Source organism: Nonomuraea sp. NPDC050202 (assembly GCF_040656115.1).
In the GTDB taxonomy this organism is placed as follows: Bacteria; Actinomycetota; Actinomycetes; order Streptosporangiales; family Streptosporangiaceae; genus Nonomuraea.
In genome coordinates, this window is the sequence record NZ_JBFALF010000035.1 from 1 (window position 1) to 19,194 (window position 19,194).

21 protein-coding genes and 2 pseudogenes are annotated in these 19,194 nt (G+C 68.4%); 12 read left to right on the forward strand and 11 right to left on the reverse strand.

Annotated elements, in window-relative coordinates; translation table 11 throughout:
• Window positions 1-88: 88 nt before the first annotated feature.
• Entirely contained in the window at window positions 89-463 is a 375-nt protein-coding gene (locus tag AB0I79_RS49430) for an STAS domain-containing protein (RefSeq protein WP_357889460.1), read from the reverse strand.
• 207 nt (window positions 464-670) lie between these two features.
• Here AB0I79_RS49430 and AB0I79_RS49435 point away from each other — a divergent pair, with 207 nt between their 5' ends.
• A complete protein-coding gene (locus tag AB0I79_RS49435; RefSeq protein ID WP_357889463.1) occupies window positions 671-1,012 on the forward strand; it encodes a helix-turn-helix domain-containing protein in 342 nt (113 codons plus the stop codon).
• Between the two features lie 205 nt (window positions 1,013-1,217).
• Here AB0I79_RS49435 and AB0I79_RS49440 read toward each other — a convergent pair whose 3' ends face one another.
• Together AB0I79_RS49440 and AB0I79_RS49445 are read right to left on the reverse strand one after the other, a co-directional pair.
• Window positions 1,218-1,520, reverse strand: coding sequence for a hypothetical protein (locus tag AB0I79_RS49440; protein WP_357889466.1), 303 nt, complete (start codon window positions 1,518-1,520; stop codon window positions 1,218-1,220).
• Window positions 1,521-1,631: 111 nt separating this feature from the next.
• Entirely contained in the window at window positions 1,632-2,261 is a 630-nt protein-coding gene (locus tag AB0I79_RS49445) for a helix-turn-helix domain-containing protein (protein WP_357889469.1), read from the reverse strand.
• A gap of 182 nt (window positions 2,262-2,443) precedes the next feature.
• Here AB0I79_RS49445 and AB0I79_RS49450 point away from each other — a divergent pair, with 182 nt between their 5' ends.
• The 10 genes from AB0I79_RS49450 (at window position 2,444) to AB0I79_RS49495 (ending at window position 9,996) form a co-directional block, all read left to right on the forward strand.
• On the forward strand, window positions 2,444-2,641 hold the full coding sequence (locus AB0I79_RS49450; RefSeq protein ID WP_357889472.1) for a ferredoxin: 198 nt from the start codon (window positions 2,444-2,446) through the stop codon (window positions 2,639-2,641).
• A complete protein-coding gene (locus AB0I79_RS49455; protein ID WP_357889475.1) occupies window positions 2,638-3,837 on the forward strand; it encodes an FAD-dependent oxidoreductase in 1,200 nt (399 codons plus the stop codon). Before AB0I79_RS49450 ends, AB0I79_RS49455 begins: the two co-directional genes overlap by 4 nt.
• An 87-nt stretch (window positions 3,838-3,924) precedes the next feature.
• Entirely contained in the window at window positions 3,925-5,148 is a 1,224-nt protein-coding gene (locus tag AB0I79_RS49460; RefSeq protein WP_357889478.1) for a cytochrome P450, read from the forward strand.
• A gap of 13 nt (window positions 5,149-5,161) precedes the next feature.
• Window positions 5,162-5,929 carry an SDR family NAD(P)-dependent oxidoreductase gene (locus tag AB0I79_RS49465; RefSeq protein WP_357889481.1) on the forward strand — a complete coding sequence of 256 codons (768 nt, stop codon included), beginning with the start codon at window positions 5,162-5,164 and terminating at the stop codon, window positions 5,927-5,929.
• Between the two features lie 178 nt (window positions 5,930-6,107).
• Complete coding sequence (locus AB0I79_RS49470; protein WP_357889484.1) at window positions 6,108-6,626, forward strand: hypothetical protein; 519 nt, start codon at window positions 6,108-6,110, stop codon at window positions 6,624-6,626.
• A 78-nt stretch (window positions 6,627-6,704) separates the two neighbouring features.
• Window positions 6,705-7,043, forward strand: a complete 339-nt coding sequence (locus AB0I79_RS49475) for a hypothetical protein (protein ID WP_357889486.1) — start codon at window positions 6,705-6,707, stop codon at window positions 7,041-7,043.
• A gap of 223 nt (window positions 7,044-7,266) precedes the next feature.
• Complete coding sequence (locus tag AB0I79_RS49480) at window positions 7,267-8,199, forward strand: alpha/beta hydrolase fold domain-containing protein (RefSeq protein ID WP_357889489.1); 933 nt, start codon at window positions 7,267-7,269, stop codon at window positions 8,197-8,199.
• A gap of 179 nt (window positions 8,200-8,378) precedes the next feature.
• Window positions 8,379-9,188, forward strand: a complete 810-nt coding sequence (locus tag AB0I79_RS49485; RefSeq protein WP_357889492.1) for an SDR family NAD(P)-dependent oxidoreductase — start codon at window positions 8,379-8,381, stop codon at window positions 9,186-9,188.
• A gap of 83 nt (window positions 9,189-9,271) precedes the next feature.
• Window positions 9,272-9,658, forward strand: coding sequence for a hypothetical protein (locus AB0I79_RS49490; protein WP_357889495.1), 387 nt, complete (start codon window positions 9,272-9,274; stop codon window positions 9,656-9,658).
• An 8-nt stretch (window positions 9,659-9,666) separates the two neighbouring features.
• Window positions 9,667-9,996 carry an alpha/beta hydrolase fold domain-containing protein gene (locus AB0I79_RS49495; RefSeq protein WP_357889498.1) on the forward strand — a complete coding sequence of 110 codons (330 nt, stop codon included), beginning with the start codon at window positions 9,667-9,669 and terminating at the stop codon, window positions 9,994-9,996.
• A gap of 302 nt (window positions 9,997-10,298) precedes the next feature.
• On the opposite strand, the gene AB0I79_RS49500 is transcribed toward AB0I79_RS49495, so the two are convergent.
• The 5 genes from AB0I79_RS49500 to AB0I79_RS49520 all read right to left on the reverse strand — a co-directional run bounded on the left by AB0I79_RS49500 (window position 10,299) and on the right by AB0I79_RS49520 (window position 15,334).
• Window positions 10,299-11,546 carry a multidrug effflux MFS transporter gene (locus AB0I79_RS49500; RefSeq protein ID WP_357889501.1) on the reverse strand — a complete coding sequence of 416 codons (1,248 nt, stop codon included), beginning with the start codon at window positions 11,544-11,546 and terminating at the stop codon, window positions 10,299-10,301.
• Between the two features lie 800 nt (window positions 11,547-12,346).
• Window positions 12,347-13,189: an SDR family oxidoreductase gene (locus tag AB0I79_RS49505; RefSeq protein WP_357889504.1), complete on the reverse strand. Its 843-nt coding sequence runs from the start codon at window positions 13,187-13,189 to the stop codon at window positions 12,347-12,349.
• A gap of 103 nt (window positions 13,190-13,292) precedes the next feature.
• Window positions 13,293-14,054, reverse strand: coding sequence for an SDR family NAD(P)-dependent oxidoreductase (locus tag AB0I79_RS49510; protein ID WP_357889507.1), 762 nt, complete (start codon window positions 14,052-14,054; stop codon window positions 13,293-13,295).
• Window positions 14,055-14,133: 79 nt separating this feature from the next.
• The gene (locus AB0I79_RS49515) at window positions 14,134-14,265 is read right to left on the reverse strand and encodes a hypothetical protein (protein WP_357889510.1); all 132 of its coding nucleotides are present in this window, start codon (window positions 14,263-14,265) and stop codon (window positions 14,134-14,136) included.
• Window positions 14,266-14,374: 109 nt separating this feature from the next.
• Complete coding sequence (locus AB0I79_RS49520) at window positions 14,375-15,334, reverse strand: alpha/beta hydrolase (protein ID WP_357889514.1); 960 nt, start codon at window positions 15,332-15,334, stop codon at window positions 14,375-14,377.
• A 470-nt stretch (window positions 15,335-15,804) separates the two neighbouring features.
• Here AB0I79_RS49520 and AB0I79_RS49525 point away from each other — a divergent pair, with 470 nt between their 5' ends.
• Window positions 15,805-16,692: a helix-turn-helix transcriptional regulator gene (locus tag AB0I79_RS49525; RefSeq protein WP_357889517.1), complete on the forward strand. Its 888-nt coding sequence runs from the start codon at window positions 15,805-15,807 to the stop codon at window positions 16,690-16,692.
• 510 nt (window positions 16,693-17,202) lie between these two features.
• Here AB0I79_RS49525 and AB0I79_RS49530 read toward each other — a convergent pair.
• From AB0I79_RS49530 to AB0I79_RS49540, 3 genes and pseudogenes are all read right to left on the reverse strand, one after another.
• Complete coding sequence (locus AB0I79_RS49530; protein ID WP_357889520.1) at window positions 17,203-17,673, reverse strand: DUF6245 family protein; 471 nt, start codon at window positions 17,671-17,673, stop codon at window positions 17,203-17,205.
• Window positions 17,582-17,776: pseudogene (locus tag AB0I79_RS49535) on the reverse strand (DUF6245 family protein); the annotation flags it as partial. The gene AB0I79_RS49530 and the pseudogene AB0I79_RS49535, both read right to left, overlap by 92 nt.
• Before the next feature lie 75 nt (window positions 17,777-17,851).
• Window positions 17,852-19,095 (reverse strand): annotated as a pseudogene (locus AB0I79_RS49540) (transposase).
• Window positions 19,096-19,194: the final 99 nt, after the last annotated feature.

Genomic DNA, 19,194 nt, shown 5'->3' on the forward strand with positions numbered 1-19,194 from the left:
CAGGTCTCCAGGTGGGCGGAGGTGTTGATGTCAACCTCGCCATCCAGGGTGAACAGCATGGCGCGCGGCAGCTGGCGGACGGTCAGGTTCACGACGGCTCCCGCTGGCGATGCGCCTGCTCATCTTCGGCGGCCTGTATGGCTTCCTCGACGCCGGGGTGGATGTCCAGGGCGTCCCAGATGCCGGTGATCTGCAGTAGCCGGGCGGGCCAGTCGTGCACCGCGGCCAGGCTCAGCCTCGCCTGCTGCGTGCGCACGGCGCCGTGCAGGCGCAGCAGCACGTGCAGGCCGCGGCTGTCCATGAAGGTCAGCCCGCTCAGGTCCAGGATCACGTTCTGGCCGGGGGCGCGGGCCTCGGTCAGGTACGCCTCCAGCCGGTCGGCGTTGGTGGCGTCGACCTCGCCGGTCACGGTGACCAGCACGCCGCCGGCCACGTTCTGGTGGGTCAGGCTCAGGGGCGTCATGGCAGGCCTGGCCGGGCGGCTCAGGCGGTCGGTGGTGATGGGGCGGCGAACATGATGCTCCTCGCAGACGGCCCGGTGACGGTGGGCATACCGTCGCTGTCGAGCGTAAACCGGAAGCCTGTTGCAGGAAAGAGGTTTCGTTATAGGATCTTCTGGAAGGCACCTGTGCCCGCCCCTGCCGACCCTGGGGGCGGAGGAGATCCAGCCATGACCGCGAACCATCCCACCGATGACCGCCCGTCTGACCGCCCGTCCACCTGGACCTTCCTCACCCACCACGCCCGCGTCCTGGTCGAGGTCGCCCGCAACCCCCAGGCGCGGCTGCGCGACATCGCCGCCCGCATCGGCATTACCGAACGAGGCGTGCAGAACATCGTCACCGACCTGCACCAGGCCGGCTATCTCGCCCGCGAGCGCGTCGGCCGCCGCAACCACTACCACCTCAACCTCGACAAGCGCTTCCGCTACCCGACCGAGGCCGGCCTGCCGATCCGGCTGCTGGTCGACATCTTCATCGACCGGGACACGCGCGGCCCTTCACAGAGGTGACCTGCCGCCGCACCCCCGGACACCCCTTCCCGTACTGCGAAGCGGGCGAGCGGGCGGCCAGCCCAGGTGAACTCCTCTTCCAGCCAGGTGTCCAGCAGGTCGCCGGCATGCCGCTGCCAGCCGGCGACGTCGAAGACGTCGGGATGGCGCCGCGGGCCGGTGTCGGGAGGGAGTGGCGTCATGCGTCGCTCTGTGCCGTCGGCGGTCATGATCGGGTCTGCCCGGGCTCGCTGGGCGGGATACCAGGATTGTCCGCACGCGGCGTGCTGACCGTGGCCTTGGGCTGCGCGAGTGCGGCCAGCTTGCGGTTGAGCTCGGCGATCGCCCGGACGGCCTCGAGGCTCGGCGCATCAAGGTCGGCCAGATCGAGGTAGCGCTCGGTCCAGGCGGTGAGGCTGTCGTCGGCCGGATCGAGGCCTTCTGTGAGGCCCACTACCTTTCGTGAAGTGGTTTCGGCGCGATCCTGCGCCACCGGGCCAGAGGCCGAGCTGGGGCTGGGGGACGACATGCGGCCAGATTACTTCACGGAAGGGCCGTTTCCTGAAGAGAATCGGGAGGACGGCCGTGGAGGGATTCGTGCCTCCTGATCAGCGGAGACTGGTGAGCGTGGGCGGGCACATCAGAGGGGCCAGTCCCCCTCCTGCTGTGCCTCAAGCAAAGGAACCGGTGGTGGAAGGAGGCTGGCTCCCTCAGGTGACAGGGCATCCAGGACGAGCACCACGTAGCGTCGCCAGCCGTCGCTGCGGGCGTCCATGGTCCACAGCACGCTGACGAGCATGGCCATCCATCGGATGAGGTCGTCGGGGACGATGTCGGCGCGGATGAGGCCGGCCTGCTGACCGCGGCGGGTGAGCAGGGCCAGCGATTCGTGGAAGGGGGCGGTGACCTCCGCGCTGATGGCGCCGGTTCTCCTCGCAGCGGCCAGGGTGTTGCGTTCGCGCGCCGCCAGGCAGAGCGCGGCTTCGAGCAGGATGGCCAGGCCATGCTTGGGGTCGTCATCGTTCAGTGCCTGCTCGATGGCAGGAGATATCTCCTCGGCGATGGCTTGGTCGAGGGCTGCCCGGACGAGTTCGCCCTTGTTGGGGAAGCGGCGATACAGCGTCGCGATGCCCACGCCGGCGTGGCGGGCGATGTCTTCGAGCATCGCATCCGGGCCCTGTTCGGCGTAGATCTCCCGCGCGGCTCGCAGGATCTTCTCAGAGTTGCGCGCCGCGTCGGCGCGAAGTCGTCGCGAGGCATCGGTGGTCATGACATCACCATAGCAACCGATATTTGACTATCGGTTCTTGATGTGGGTAGCTTTCGACTCAAGCGATAGCCAGATATCGCTTGTAGTTGTCACGTCGTCTGACCATGGACGGAACCTTCCTGATGCGTTGCCCGTCCAGGGACGCCGGGGGTGGTGTGGACGCCGTTCGAAGGAGAAGCAAGGTGAAAGTTGACGTTGACGCTGACAAGTGCGTCGCCGCCGGACAGTGCGTGCTGATCGCGCCGGAAGTGTTCGACCAGCGCGAGGAGGACGGCATCGTGGTCCTGCTGGAGGAGAGGCCCGTGCCGGGCCTGCACGACGCCGTCCGGGAATCGGCCATGGTCTGCCCGGCCGCCGCCATCCACCTGGCGGGGTCATGAACCGGGTGATGATCGTCGGGGCGTCGGCGGGCGGGCTGGCCACCGCGGAGGCTCTGCGCAGGATGGGGTACGAGGGCGCGATCACGCTCGTCGGTGACGAACCGTGTCTGCCCTACGATCGTCCGCCGTTGTCGAAGCAGATTCTGACCGGCCAGTGGGAGCCGGACCGGCTTGCCCTGCGGGAGCAGGTGGAGATCGACGCTTTGGGCCTGGACCTGCGTCTGGGTGTCGCCGCGACCGGCCTGGATGCGGCCGGACGGACGGTGGAGCTGGCCGATGGCAGCCACGTTGAGTATGAGGGCTTGGTCGTCGCGACCGGGGTCCGTCCCCGCCACCTGCCGAATTGCGAGGGCATCGCCGGGGTGCACACCCTGCGCACCCTGGCCGATGCGCTGGCGCTGAAGGCACGGCTACTGCCCGGGCGGCGGCTGGTGATCGTCGGTGCTGGGTTCGTCGGCGCGGAGGTGGCCGCCGTCGCCCGAGGGCTCGGGGTCAAGGTGACGATGCTGGAAGCGGCCTCGGTCCCGCTGGCCGCGGCCATCGGTGAGCAGGCCGGGCTCTTCCTGGCCCAGGCCCACCACGAGCGCGGTGTCCAGTTGCGCACGGGAGTCTCGGTCGCCGCCATCGTCAGTGCGGCCGGTGTCGTCAAGGGCGTGAAACTGGCTGACGGCACGATGATCGCGGCGGACGCCGTGCTGGTGGCCATCGGCTCGCTGCCGAACACCGAATGGCTGGACAGCAGCGGCTTGACCGTGACCAACGGGGTGGTCTGCGACGAGTACAGCGCCGCCGCCCCCGGCGTGTACGGGGTCGGAGACGTGGCCCGCTGGCACAACCCTCTGTTCGACACCGCGATGCGCATCGAACACCGCACCAACGCCGCAGAGCACGGCATGGCCGTGGCCCGCAACCTGCTCAACCCCGACCAGCGACGACCCTTCGCCCCGGTGCCGTACTTCTGGTCCGACCAGTACGAGATGAAGATCCAGGCCTACGGGCACCTGCGCGACCACGACGAAGCGACCCTCGCGGACGGGGATCCGGCGCAGGGCCGGTTCGTCATCGCCTACCGCACGGGCACCCGGCTGGCCGGAGCGCTGGCCGTCGGTATGCCACCGAAGACTCTGCGCACCTGGCGGGCCCTCATCGCGGCCGGCAGCACCTGGGACGCGGCCATGACCGGCGCAGCCGCCTGACCGTCACAACCTCCCCACCTCTCCGCACCAGCTCTTGGCAGGCACCGCTGCCTCGGGTGCGGTGCTGACACGACCACAGGAGTATCCATGAGCACGACGAACATCCCGAACGACCCGGCCGATCTTCCTCCCTTCCCCGGCGCGCGGGATGCGCGCTGCCCCTTCGATCCGCCTCCGGAGCACGCCGACTGGCGCCAGGGTGACGGTCTGGCGCGGGCCGTGTGGAACGGCTCGCCGGTGTGGGCGGTGACCCGGTATGAGGACATCCGGGCGGTGCTGAGCGATCAGCGGATCAGCGCCGACTTCCGCCGTCCGGAGTTTCCGGGCTGGAGCCCGGCCGCCGAGAACGAGCCGCCTATTTTCGTGCGGATGGACGACCCCGAGCACGCCCGGCTGCGCCGCATGCTCACCAAGGATTTCACGGTCAAGCGGGTGGAGCAGAAGCGCCCGGAGATCCAGAAGTTGGTGGACGACCACCTCGACCAGATGGTCGGCAAGGGGGCTCCGGCGGATCTGGTGCACGATTTCGCGCTGCCCATCCCGTCGCTGGTGATCTCGCTGATGCTGGGCGTGCCGTACTCCGACCACGCGTTCTTCCAGCAGCACAGCCACACCGTGAACAACTCGGCCGCCACGGCCGAGGACAAGAGAGCCGCCCAGGGCGCGCTGTTCGGCTACCTGCTCGATCTGGTGGGGCGCAAAGAGCAGGAGCCGGGAGACGATCTGATCAGCCGCCTGCTCACCGAGCAGGTCGCCACCGGGGAGCTCACCCGCGAGGCGGTGGCGATGACCGGCATGATCCTGCTGATCGCCGGGCACGAGACCACCGCCAACATGATCGGCCTGGGCACCCTGGCCCTGCTGGAGAATCCCGAGCAGGCGGCCCGGATCCGCGACACCGACGACCCGAAGGTGATCGCGAACGCGGTGGAGGAACTGCTGCGCTACCTGACGATCGTCCAGGACATGGTGGCGCGGGTGGCCCTGGAGAACGTCACCATCGGCGGGCAGCTCGTCCGCGCCGGCGAAGGGCTGATCGTCAGCCTGCCCGCCGGCAACCGTGACGCGGCCTCCTTCGCCCAGGCCGACGCCTTCGACATCGACCGCGCCAACGCCCGCATGCACGTCGCCTTCGGCTACGGCATCCACCAGTGCCTGGGGCAGGCGCTGGCCCGGGTGGAGCTGCAGGTGGCGCTGCCCGCACTGCTGCGCCGCCTGCCGAATCTGCGGCTGGCGGTGCCGATCGAGCAGATCAGGTTCCGGCACGGCCTTACCACCTACGGCGTCCACGAACTGCCCGTCGCCTGGTAGAGCAGCACCCGACATGAGCACCACTGTGAGCAGCAGCAAGAGCCGGGTGGCCGTCGTCACCGGCGCCGCATCAGGCATGGGCCTGGCCATCGCCCGGCGCTTGGCCGAGCGGGAAGACCGCGTCGCCCTGTTCGACGTACAAGGCGAGGCGGCGCGCAAGGCCGCCCACCAGCTGAGCACCGACCTGGCCGCCGGCGCGATGGGGTGCGAGGTCGATGTCACCGATCGCGACGCGATCGACGCGGCGGTGCGCGCCGTCCACGAGAAGTTCGGCCCCGTCGAGATCCTGGTCGCCTCCGCCGGCATCGAGGGCTACACGCCGGTCACCGACATCACCCTGTCCGAGTGGGAGCGCATCCTCGCCGTCAACCTCACCGGCACCTTCCAGTGCATCCAGGCGGTCGTTCCCGACATGCAGGCCGCGGGCTGGGGCAGGATCGTCACGATCTCCTCGGCCAGCGCGCAGTCCGGCGCGCCCAACCGGGCGCACTACGCGGCGGCCAAGGGCGGCGTCATCTCGCTGACCAAGGCGCTGGCATTCGAACTCGGCCCGGCAGGGATCACCGTCAACACCATCCCGCCCGGGATCATCGACACCCCAATGGCCCGGGATTCGGAGAAAGCCGGCAACCTCAACGTGCAAGCCGCCGGAGCCCGGATGCCGCTGCGCCGGGCCGGCACCGTCGAGGAGATCGCGGGCACCTGCGCGTTCCTGTGCTCCGACGACGCCGGCTACATCACCGGCCAGACCATCGGCGTCAACGGCGGCTACTACATGTAAGGGACGTAACCAGGGCACCGGAGGCGGGCACAGCCCGATACGGGCTCAACCCGGCGTTCGCACCGATTGGCCTGCGCGGGGGCCACGACCAGGCCCTGCGCAGGCCGTCAGGTATCAGGTGAGATACGCCCGATCGGCGGGCGTGGCGGCAAGCGGAATCCCCTCAAGGCAGCACATGGTGACCAAGCCAGTTGACCACAGCACCCACCCTCCCGACCTTACGCGGATCGCCGAGCGCCTCAAGGAACGGATCTACGCCGAGCTGACGATCATCGCGGTGACGCTCGGGCTGGCCTTGTCCGGCTCGGCCACCCACCTGGCGGTCACGCTATCGGTGATCGGGACCTGTCTCGGGCTGTGGCTGGCGACGCTCGCCGCGGAAGTGCAGGCGCACCGGATCGCCCACGGTCGCATGATGAACGGCGCTGAGCTGCGCCACCTGCTGTTCGTCACCAGCCCGCTGATGACAGCAGGCGTGGGCCCGCTGATCCTCGTGAGCCTGTCCGCACTGCAGGTGCTCGCTCTCACGCCTGCGCTCTACCTCTCCGTCGCCGTGGACAGCGCGGCGATGTTCATCTGGGGTTGCGTGTCCGGCAGACGCATGGGAGGCGGCGCGTGGGCGGCGGTGGCCAGCGGCCTGGTCAACCTGCTCATCGGCGGGATCGTCATCGCCGTCAAACTCACCGCCGGGCATTGACCCCGGGGCAGTTCCCAGCGTCGACGACGAGCGCGCCGCCGACGAACAAGGAAGGGAAGCGTTCACATGACGCGGAATGTGGTAATGATCACCGGCGTCGGTGGGACGGGGCAGGCCATCGCCCGCCGCCAGGGGACGGGCACCCATATGCTGGCCGCCGACTTCAACCCCCACTGGCTGGAGGCCGTAACCGGCCGGCTCGGCGGCGAGGGCTATGGCGTAACCCCCGCAGTGGTCGACGCCCCCTCACGCGAGTCGGTCGCGGCGCTCGCCGAGCACGCCGCCTCACTGGGCGAGGTGCGAGCGAGCTGGATATCTTCCGCGACGAGAGCATCGCCTACGCCCGTCGTGGCAGCCGCCGGCATCTCCGCCGAGTTGCACGTCCACCGGGTTGCCCGCACGGATTCGACCGCCTAGCGTCCCAAGCCGACGTCGTCCGGCGTTCTCGGGCCGACCGGCTGCGGGCTCTGACCAGCTTCTGACGTAGCGACCACCAACCGAAGTCATCGCCACCCCTGGGTGACGCCCCAGTCCACGTTGAGCGAAGGAATCCCGTGGTCGTCGAAGATGATGCGGCGCGCTGGCGCGACTGTGTCATCGGCGGGCGGCCGCTCGGTACCAGACAGAGCCAGAGGAACCTATGAGTGCCTTCCATCCCGATCTCGCGCCAGGACGATTCATCCCCAAGATGTCCTACGGCCCCGTGTCGGCGCGCATCATGCGCAGCGTGAAGCCGCGACCGGCCGATCCCGGGACAGATGTCACGGTTGGCGAGATGGTCGTGCCCGGGCCGCAGGGCGCACCGCCGGTCTCGCTGCGTGTCTTTCAACCGACTGGTTTGCGGGCGGCAGCTCCGGCGCTGCTGTGGATACACGGCGGCGGGCTCATCTTCGGAGCCCCCGAGCAGGACGACCGGACGAACATCGCCTTCGTCCGCCAACTCGGCATCACCGTCGCCGCGGTCCGCTATCGCCTGGCGCCGGACAGTCCTGCGCCCGCCGCGGTCGAGGACGCCTACGCCGCCCTGCAGGGCTTGATCGCCCGTGCCGGCGAGCTCCGCATCGACATCGGCCGCATCGCGATCGGCGGTGCCAGCGCAGGTGGCGGAATCGCCGCGGCCCTCGCGCTGCTCGCCCATGACCGCGCCGAGATCCGGCCCGCGTTCCAACTGCTGGTCTACCCGATGCTGGACGACCGCACGACGACGCGAACGGACCTGGACACCCGCAACGTTCGCCTGTGGACGGCCAAGAGCAACCGCTACGCCTGGTCGTCCTACCTCGGCGACGCCGTCGCCGGCCCGGATGTTTCCCCGTACGCGGCTGCGGCCCGCCGCGAGGATCTGTCCGGCCTTCCGCCGGCCTGGATCGGCGTCGGCACCCTCGATCTGTTCCACGACGAAGACATCGACTACGCGCGCCGGCTCAACGACAGCCACGTTCCTTGCCAACTCCACCTCGTCCCCGGCGCCTTCCACGGCTTCGACGCGGTATTCCCCAAGGCCGAGGTCTCGCGGCAGTTCTGGCGCCGGCAGGCGCAGGCGCTGGCAGGCGCGCTGTCCGGCGCGCCGTGAGGCCGGCGGTGAGGCAGACACGTAGCGGCCCGGGCGAGCAGGCGCTACGAGCACGCCAAAGCCCGCAGCCGGCGTTGTCCCCGAACTGTCCCCGAATTGTCCCCAGCCTGGCTGCACCCCGGCGGGTCGTGACCGGGGTCACGGCGCCATGCCACCACCGACAGAGAAGGTAAGTCCACATGCAGATCGCGAACAAGGTTTTCGTCGTCACAGGCGGCGGCAACGGCATTGGACGGGACGTGGTGCTCGGGCTCATCGCCCGCGGCGCGCGCGTGGCCGCCGTCGACCTCAGCGACAGCGCCTTGGCCGAGACTGCCCGGCTCGCAGCCGCAGCGCCGGGTCGCCTCACCACCCATGTGGTGAACGTGACCGATCGTGCGGCGGTGGAGAAGCTGCCCGACCAGGTCGCCGCGGCTCACGGCCACGTCGACGGCGTGCTCAACGTCGCCGGCATCATTCACCGCTTCGCCCACGTCCAGGACTTGACTTTCGAGGAGATCGAGCGGGTGATGGCGGTCAACTTCTGGGGCGTCGTGGCCATGACCAAGGCGTTCCTGCCCGTACTCCTCGGGCGCCCCCAAGCCGGCCTGGTCAACGTCGCCAGCATGGGCGCTCTGGTACCGGTGCCGGGGCAGAGCGTGTACGGCGCGAGCAAGGCCGCGGTCAAGCTCCTCACCGAGGGGCTGTACGCGGAACTGCGCGACACCCCGGTCGCCGTGACCATCGTGTTCCCCGGCGGCATCGCCACCGACATGGTGAGCAACTCGGGGGTCAGCCTGCCAGCTCGCGCTGCGGAGTTGCGCAGTAAGGGATCGGGGCACACCAGCCCCGCGGCCGCCGCCAAGCAGATCATCGAAGCGGTCGAGAAGGGCAGCTACCGGGTGCGCATTGGCCGCGACGCCCGCCTGCTGGATCGGCTCTCCCGGCTGATGCCCCAGCGGGCCACCGCCCTGATCGCCAACCGCATGAAGGCGCTGCTCAGCCCCTGATCGGCCACGCCGTCGGCATCGGCCGGGCAGACGAAGGCGATGAGCGCCGTGCCGACACCCACGACATCCCCGACACTCGCTGTGTGATCCACATCGAGGCCTCGACCGAACGGAGCGGCATGTCCCTTCTCGCCGAACCGCCGGTGACCGCCCTGGCCGCCAAGGCGATCCAACGCCTGATCACCATCATGGACGCAACCGGCGGACCGGGGAGCGCCGCCTCCTTGCAACCGCTTTGCCGATCTTCCGCGACACACGCGCGAGCTGACGGTGCCGACAACGGTCGCCCCGGCGCGGGTGGCGGTGTACCGCCCACGACGGCCACACACTCAACGGACAGCGCGGCTCCGCCCGTCCACGTCAACTTCCACGGCGGTGGCTCGATCGCGCTCCAGGTGCTTCACTACCCGCCGCTCGACCTCACGACCAACGCCCGGGACAACGCTCCCTCATCGCCAAGCCGATGCTGAAGCCGTGGATGGCCGACATCTTCGACAACGCCTACGTGCCGGACCCGCACGACCGCCGCGACCGCCTGGTCTCACCCGCCAGCCCGGCCGACACCACCGACCTCACCGGGATCGCTCCCGCACTCGTCCTCACCGCGGAGTTCGATCTGCTGCGCGCGGAGGGAAAACGCTACGCCGAGCGACTCCGCAAAGCGGGCGCACTGGTCGAACACCACGACATACCCGGAGCCGATCACGGTTACGACAACCAGGACGCCGACAAGGCCCGGCAGAGCTACGCCCGGATCGCACGCCACGTACGGCAAGCAACAGATCCCAAGACGGCCGAGGCCGGCTGAGCCGAGCAGAGCGACGATCCCCAGATATCACCCTGAACAGGGCAGGCCCTGCGGCAAGATTCTGATCTGCGAGATCACCTCCGGTCACACAGGTGCGGGTGCGGTGGCCGAGGAGCCGGTGGGCGGCGGACCCCACTGGGTTGAGCGGCGCCGCGGACCCGGAGGTCGTCGGCCCTTGCCGCGGTGGTCGGCCACGTCCGGCGGCCGTCATGCCCGCAGAGATCGTCGCGTGCCCAGGTGGGGTGGGGGCGCCGTTGATCTGGGGATGCCTCATAGGCGCTTGTGGCCGATGTAAAGCGAAGTCACTTGACAAGACCGCAGGCCGATGGTGTTTCCTCCACGGCGATGGTGTCGGACGCCTGCGAGCCATTCGTGAGATGGTGCGAGGGAGTGCCGATACGGCGTCGGATCGACACGAGGTAGACGATCGCGGCGAGCGCGGCGGAGGTGAGGGTGACGAGCCCGAGCGGGACGGGGTTGTCGGCGCCGCCGAGGCCGACGAGGGGTGCGGCGAGGCCGCCGAACGCGAATTGGGCCAGTCCGAGGAGCGAGGACGCTGTGCCGGCGATGTCGGGGTAGCCGGCCAGGGCAAGGGAGGTGGTCGGCGGGGTCGTGGCGGCCACGCCGCTGACCATGGTGAACAGTGAGAGGATCACGGCGATCAGGGGCAGGTGGAGGGTAGCGGTGGCGAGCAGGGCGCCGGCGCCGAGCAGGCACATCACGAGCCCGATCACCAGGGCCCCCTTCTCCGACCACCGCTCCGACAGGCGGGCCGAGGCGAAGCCGAACACCATGAACCCCAGAGAGTTCAGACCGAACGCGAAGGAGTATCCCTGTGGGGAGAGCCCGTAGATTTCCTGCAGGACGTACGTGGCGCCGCTGAGATAGGCGAACAGGGCGGCAAAGGAGAAGCCCATGATGAGCACGGCGCCGAGGAAGACGCGGTCGCGGATCAACCGGCGGAAGTCGCGCCCGGTCTGCGTGAGCCGACCGGCGATGTGGTGCTGCTGAGGCAGCGTCTCGCGGAAGAAAGCAAAGCAGGCGAGAAGGATCGCCGCGCCGATTACGGACAGGAAGCCGAAGATGCCTCGCCAGTCGGTGACGGAGGCGAGTTGCCCGCCGATCACCGGGCCGATGATGGCGGCGAGTCCGCCGAGCACGGTGAGGCGACCGTAGTACCGGACGAGTTTGCCGCCGGAGTACAGGTCACGCCCCGCGGCCTGAGCGATCACGATGCCCACCCCGCCGGCGAGGCCTTGGACGAAGCGTGCGGCGATGAGGGTCTCGATGGCCGGGCTGAGGGCGCACAGTGTGGAGGTGAGGATGTAGGCGACGACGCCGGTCAGGAGGGGACGGCGGCGGCCGAACCGGTCGGACACCGGTCCGGCGACGACCTGGCCGACGGCCAGGCCGAGAAGGCACGCTGTGACGGTCAGTTGCGCGGCCGAGGTCGCGGACCGCAGCTCGGCGGTGAGCGCGGGCAGCACGGGCAGGTAGAGGTCCATGGAGATCGGACCGAAGACCGTCAGCAGGCCCAGGACGATTGCCAAAGGGCGGCCAATGGCCTGTTCGCGTGTGGGTATCGCGGCTTGAGGGGCGTTCACGCTGCCTCCTGTCGAGGGTTGATCCGGGGCGGTCGCGGTGAGGCGGCGGCGAGCATCCAGTGAGGTAGGGGCTGCAGTCGTTCTTTCGCGCAGGAGGCCGCGTCCAGTGGTCGGCGGCGGAAAAGGTCCACCTCGACGGCGCGGGCGCCGGGAGGACTGCGGCCTATCTCCGTAGGTCATGGCCGTCCGATACCGGCGTGAGGTGGTCTCGTCGCATGCGGGCGAGGAGTCGTGCTTTGCCTGCTCCAGCGGGTCACGCTGAGTCCTTCCGAGTCATCGGAGGTCCCGCTCACCTCCGACGGGCACTGAGCGAGTCGGGGCGAGCGACTGCAGGCTGGTCCGCTGGCTGGACTACGGGCGCAGGAGCACCTTGGGCAGCCGGCCAGCGCTGCGGTCAGGGGCGGCGATGCACCCGTTCACGTACGCGTTTCCCCGGCGATTTCATGGCCCGGTGCCGGGGCAGCGGCTCACGGCTGGCACCCTGCTGGCGGCGGTCTGCCACTGCCGTGATCAGAGCAGTGGCGCAAGCCCCTCTCCTTCAGGCAACCACCCGCCGACCTGTCTCGGGCCCCCGTATGGGGCACGGCTCTTCCGGGGGACCGCCAGTACCCCCCTCCCGGGGAGTAGGCGGTTGATGGCGGGGCATGAGAGCCCGCCTGCCTTCGGGGTGCTCGTGTGGATGCTGACGGCCGGGCGGGCGGAGTGGAGACCGCCCGCGGGAGGGGGCCAGAGCCGGTAGCTGGCCGTTAGGCGGTGGGGTCGTAGGCCAGGTTCCCGCCGAGCTCGCGGGAGGCTTCGGCCTGCGCGAGCAGTTCCCTTGCCTTGGCCGAGACGCCCTCGATGGCGTCCGCGCCGGCGACGAAACGCAGCGGCGGCTGCTCCTGGCCGGCGATGGCCAGCAGGGCCCCGGCGAGCTTGGCAGGGTCGCCGGGCTGCCGGCCGTTGACGCTCTTCCAGGCTTTGATCGTGGAGGCGGTGCGCTCGGCGTAGTCGTCGATGGTCGGCTCGGGCCAGGTGGTGGAGGCGTCGACGAGCAGTTCGGTGCGGAAGTAGCCGGGCTCCACCACGGTGGTGCGGATGTGGTACGGCTTGACGTCGAAGTGGAGGGATTCCATCCAGCCCTCGAGGCCGAACTTGGAGGCGGCGTAGGCGGCGGTGAACTCGCCGCCGACCACCCCGGCCAGCGAGGAGATCGTGATGACGTGACCGTCGCGCTGCCGGCGCATCACCGGCAGCACGGCGCGGGTGACGTTCATCGGGCCGAACAGGTTCGTCTCGATCTGCCGGCGCATGTTCTCCGGGGTGATCTCCTCGAAGAAACCGGCGACGAAGTTCCCGGCGTTGTTGATCAGGACGTCGATGCGGCCGAACCGGTCGACGGCGGCCTGCGCGGCGGCCTGCGCGTCGTCCAGGCTGGTGACGTCCAGTTTGACGGCCAGCAGGCTGTCCTGCGGCCCACCCAGCGCCTGCTCGACCTGCTCGGGGCGGCGGCCGGTGGCGACGACCCGGTGACCGGCCGCGAGAGCCTGGCGAGCGATGTCGGTGCCCAGACCGCGTCCAGCGCCGGTAACCAGAATGACCTTGCTCATGTATGACTCCGTTTTCGAAAAACTGCCCGCGACGTCCAGCATGTGGTGTCGCTGAACGGCGTTAGCCGATGATCAGGCTGTGGTGATCAGGTGGTGGATGAGGTCAGGCCTGGTCGGTGGGCATGATCCACAGCTCGCTGATCGAGGCACGACGGCACCGGGTGACCATGTAGCCGACGCCGTCAGCGATGTCCTCAGGCGTGAGCATCTCCTTGTCGGAGGGGAAGGCAGCAAGACCGCTTTGGATCTCTTCGGTGTTGTGCGACTGGAGTTCGGTGTCCACGGCGCCGGGCTCGATGACGCCCACGCGCACGTGGCTCTGCGTGACCTCCTGGCGCAGGGCCTCGGTGAACCCGTTCACGCCGAACTTGGTCATGTTGTAGGCACCGAAACCTGCCCAGGAGACGCGGCCGGCGATGGAGGAGATGTTGACGATGTCGGCGACATCGCGGGGTCCCTGCTCGGCGGCCTGGTGCAGGTGCGGGAGGGCGGCCTTGGTCATGTAGAGCAGGCCCTGCTGGTTGATCGCGATCATGCGGTCGAAGTCGTCGACGTCGGCATCCGCGAAGTTCCCCAGGATCATGAGCCCGGCGTTGTTGACAAGGATGTCCAGGCGTCCGAAGTGCTCGACGGTCGTGGTGACGGCGGTTTCGGCCTGGGCCCGGTCGGTGATGTCGGCCGGGACGGCCAGGGCGGCGCCACCAGCCTTTTCGATCTCGGCGACCAGCGCCTCCAGGCGGTCCTGGCGGCGGGCGAGCAGGGCGACGGACGCGCCCTGTGCCGCGAGTTCCAGAGCGGTGGCGTACCCGATGCCGCTGCTGGCGCCGGTCACGATCGCGACGGTACCGGTGAGCTTGGAAGTCATGGAGCTTTCCTTCTTGTCAGTCGAGTGATGCAGGTCGGTGGTCCCGCAGCCAAGGTGAGACCACGGGAGGCAGGCCGGTTCAGGCTTCTTCGGTGGGCATGATCCACAGCTCGCCGACGGCGGCGTGACGCGGGCGGGTGACCATGTAGCCGACGCCGCCGGCGATGTCCTCGGGGCGCGAGGAACTCGATCCGCCCGAGGACGGGGTCACCAGCTCGCCGCGGACGAAAGGGGATCACCGAACAGGTCACGGAACACCTCGACGAAACACCAGGCGATCACGATCGGAATCGTCTCGCCGTGGTGTTTCGTGGCTGAGGTTAGTTTGCGGAGCGCTTGAGCTGCTTGCCGAAGAACTCAACCAGCTTGGGCATCGCCTTGTTCACGTCCTTGTCGTACATGCTCATGTGCGTACCGCCCGGGACGACGAAGAGTTCCTTGGCGCTCTTCGCCTCCTTGTACGCCCGATCGCTGTGCCACTTTGAGCCGGCCTCGCTACCAGCGATCAAGAGAAGCGGCTGAGTCAGCAGGGTATCGATACCGTCGAAGGCGTCGAACGCGTAGATCTTGTCCGTGCTGCTCTTCAGGAAACGGTTCGGCGAGTTTTCATGCCGCCACCTGTCCGCTTGCCTGTAGTACTCGCTGGCTTCCACCATGTCGGGCTCGGTGACACCCTCAACGGAGTCGGGGACGTACGGAAGCATCGTGGGCTTGGCGCCGTTGGCCACCGCTGTGCGCTCCTCAGCGAGATCCTCAAGAGCGGCGCGCTGTTCCTCGGCAGTTCCCGTTCCCCTCCAGCCCTGACGGATACCGTCACCGTAATTGAACGTGGCCACGCCGGCGACAGCCTTGATGCGGTGGTCGGTCATCGTGGCGTTGATGGCGTATCCGCCGCCGGCGCAAATGCCGAGAGCAGCAATCTTCTCACGATCAACGGTGGGAAGCGTAGTGAGGTAGTCGACCGCGCTGCGTACGTCTTCCACCCGGTTGGCGGGGTCTTCGAGCAGACGTGGCTGCCCCTCGCTCTGCCCCTGATGGGAGGCATCGTAGGCCAGCGCGATGTAGCCCTGCTGCGCAAGTCGATAAGCGTAAAGACTTGCGGTTTGTTCCTTGATCCCGCCGGCTGGATGCACGACGACGATCGCCGGGTACTTCTTGCCTGACTTCATCTTGGCCGGCGCAAACTGCACGCCGGCCATGTCGAGTTCCCCGTTCTTGAACGTGACCTTCTTGCGGGTGATGGTGCGGTCTTCGCTGACCGCCCTTTCGAAGTCCGCCAAGCTGGTGATCGTAGCCTGGTTTGTGGTAGCGCGCGCATTGGCATTTGTGGTAGCGCCCATATTGGCAACCGTTACGCCCGCTTTGGAGCTCTCGCTGCTGGCGAATGCCGTGGGGGTTGCGAGGCTCGTTAGGGCGGCGCCAAGGACCAAGACCCTCCTGGCCGCCGATGTCCGTGTGCTGCGGGTCAGCCTGTTTGCCATCGTGTAACTCCTCAATCACTGGTTTGGTCGTCTTGGCCACGTCCAAGAAAGACCGCAGGCAGATGTGCGACGGTCCGTGATGGCGGGATTGCGTTTCCGGGACGGGACTTGCTTTTGTCCTCGTAAGCCGTCCCCGCAACCTGCTCGCTTTCGAGTCAAGCAGCCGCAGACCCGGTGTGGGCCGCTGGAGGGGGCACCCTTCGTCCGGGGGTCTGTCAGTACCCCTTAGCGGCACGCTGACGTGCGCGGACACGTCGTACGGTGGAGGTATGGACCGTAGCAAGGAGATCCGCGAGTTTCTGCGCACTCGCCGGGCTCGCATCACCCCCGAGCAGGCCGGCCTCGCCCCGGACCGGAGCGCTCGCCGGGTTCCGGGGTTGCGCCGCGAGGAAGTCGCCCAGCTCGCCGGGGTCAGCGTCGACTACTACGTCCGCCTCGAACGTGGCCGGGCCCAGGGCGTCTCCGAAGCCGTCCTGGATGCGGTCGCCCGCGCCCTGCAGCTCGACGAGGTCGAACGTGCCCACCTGTTCGACCTCGCCCAACCCACCGCTGCCCGATCTCGTCCCAAACGGCCGCTGGCCGTCCAGCGGGTCCGCCCGGTTCTGTACCGGGTCCTGGACTCACTCAGCGTCCCGGCGTTCGTCGAAGGCCGCCGCCTGGACGTCCTGGCCGCCAACCGACTCCACCATGCCCTGTTCACCGACTTCGAGGCCCGGCCCCGCCGTGAGCGCAACTTCGCCCGCTACGTCTTCCTCGACGAGGCCGCCCACACCCTGTACACCGATTGGGAGCAAGTTGCCGGCAACGTTGTGTCCGCGCTACGCCTGTATGCCGGCCGCCATCCCGACGACCCGCAACTGAGCGAGTTGATCGGGGACCTGTCCGTGCACAGCGAGGTCTTCCGCCGCATGTGGGCCGACCGCAACGTCGTCGCTCACACCACCGGCACCAAACGCTTCCACCACCCGCTGGTCGGCGATCTGACCCTCGACTACGCAGTCCTGGCCGTCGAAGGCGACGCCGAACAGACCCTCGTCATCTATACCCCCGAACCCGCCTCTCCCTCCGCCGAAGCCCTCAACATCCTCGCCAGCTGGAGCGGTACTTCCACCGCCGGCCGGCGCGCTGCCACAGAGACACACAACCCAGCCGGCTGACACCACCACACCGGTGCCGCACAGGTCCACCTCCCGAAATTTCGTTGGCTGGCCGAGGTGTATTCGCCCCGACTCGAGGCGGGCATATCGGCGCCGCTGTCGACCACACCGTCAGCATCGACGCTTTGAATCGGACTAACGGGCTAATTTCGCTGTTCCCGCGGCGGCGCGCGTGCCGACGCTGGGCGGCACGGCGGTCGCCGACCCGCAGCACCTGCGCGAGTTCCTCCCAGGTAATCCTGGCCCGGCGGGCGGCGTCGATGAGATCCGGCTCGACGTCGGTCAGCCAGTCCCGTAGATCGGCGAGCAGGGTCAGGACGGCCAGGACCTCATCGCCGGAGAGCTGGTAGGCACCTGAGAACGATACGGGCGGGTCAGATCAAGGACGTTGGTGACCGCGCGCGTCCTGCACCGCGCACCCCGTCGGCACGAATTGAGTGTTCGAGCTTTCGCCCCTGAGAAAGCGGCGGGCGTCATCAGGGTTGGTGAAGTCGTAGGCAGGCCGCCGGATCAGTCGTCGCCCAGCAGGGTGTGCAGACCGCCGAGCATGTCGAGCAAGATATCGATGTTGCCGATCGCGTGGACGAGACATTCGCCGGCGGCCTCGATCTGGGCCACGTGCTCCTTGACCTGCTCCACGCTGGGCACCTGACCGGCGGCCACGACACCGAGCAGCCGCTGCAGGCCGTCGGCGGCGTGCGCGGCCGGCAGCGGGATGGGACCGGTGCTGGCGTCCTGAGCGACCAGGCGCAGCGGTCCAGCCACGCGCAGGAACTGCCACTGCAAGAATCCGGTCAGCTTGACCGGGTCGTCGCTGACGCCCGCGGTGACCAGCTGCTGGTCGTGCGCCTCGCCCCAGGTCCACGTCCCCCTCAGCGAGAGTCTCGGCGAGCATCGCCTCGATCTGGGCGGCGCCCAACAGCGCGTTGGCCAAGCGGATCTGGTAGCGCCGCTCACCCAGGCGTTCGGCTTCGGCGTCATGCTCGGCCTGGCTGCCCTCGCCCGTGTAGACGCCCAGCGCCATCAGGGCGGACACCAACTGCTGCACCGAAGCCGGCTGCTCCGAGCGAGGCACCCTGGTCATGGCGTTCACCGTGGCCGGTGCGCGCCTGCGGTACGGGCATAACCGGCGAAGGCAGGGCCGTGAGCAGCGATCGGATCAGGCCGGGCCGGCAGGGAACAGCACCCGCGGCTCCAGATCCAAGCGGGTGGTCGGCGCCTGGTCCGGCGGCGTCAGGTTGATCACCCAGTTGCCGAACCGGCGCACCGTATGGGTGATGTAAGGAGAGATCGTGGCCAGGTCGTCGACGTCGACCGGCCGGCCTTCGGCGGCCAGTTGGTTGGCCGCGTCCGTGATATCGCAGGCGGTCGAGTAAATCACGCAGTTCGCGATCAGCTCGTTAAATTTGATCACCTTCTCCTGGTAGCCCGGGTCGTTGTGGCCGATCAGCATGCCGCCGAACATCAGCCAGTCAGCGAAGCCGTGGAAGGCCTCAGTCTTGTTGGTGATCGCGGTGATCTGCTCGCGCAGCTCCGGCTGCGACAGGTACCGCAATGGTGTGATCGTGCGGATCGCCCGTCCCAGCTCGCGGAAGGCCCGATACAGCCGGTTCTTGCGCGAGTGGTTGCCCAGCTGGCGTAGCAGCGTCACCGACGACAGCCGGCTCTCCCGGATGGAGATCGCCGTACGCAGCAGGTCCGTCCAGTGGGTCTCGATCAGCTTCCAGTCGATCACCTCCTCCCCGAACAACGGCTCGATGTGGGTGTAGCGGGTGCGCTCGTCCGCCCGGTGGAAGATCAGATCCTGCCAATTGCGGATGCGCGGCAGCAGGTCAAAGCCCAGCAGCGCGGCCAGCCCGAACACCGGCAACGACTGGCCTTGCGTATCGGCGTGCACGGTATCGGGCTGGATGTCGGAGGTGTTGCGCAGCAGCCCCTCAATGATGTACACCGCCTCCCACACCCCACACGGGATGAAATGACTGAACAAGGCGATATAGGTATTCGAGATATGTCTGTACGCAATTCCCCCATATCCCCCATACCGGACTGAAGTCTCCGCTAGGAGATTGTTCTCCCGCGTCTCCACCTGCGAGCCGTCGGCGGCCGCGGTCTTGCCGTCGCCCCACATGCCCGCCACGTCCAGCTTGTTGAAGGCGTTGATGACCACCGCGGACGCCTTGTCGATCTTGCCTGCGGTGGCGTGCTGTTGCCCGCCAGCGACAACTCGTGCACGCTGACCTGGCCACGCATGTGCGCGGCCACCTGGCGGGCGCCCAGCAGGGTGCCATGCGCGAACGCGGTCAGCACATACCGAGCCATCGCGTCGCGGATCTTCGGATCCGACCCGGACGCGGGCCCAAAGTGGTGGTGCCAGCCCAGCAGGTAGGCGGTCCGGGTCAAGATGTCCAGCGCAAAAGGCCGCTACGTGCGGCTCGCACTCCTCCCAGGACATCAGCTGGACGTGCAGGTTGGCGTAGGAGTCCGAGCCGATCACCGCGA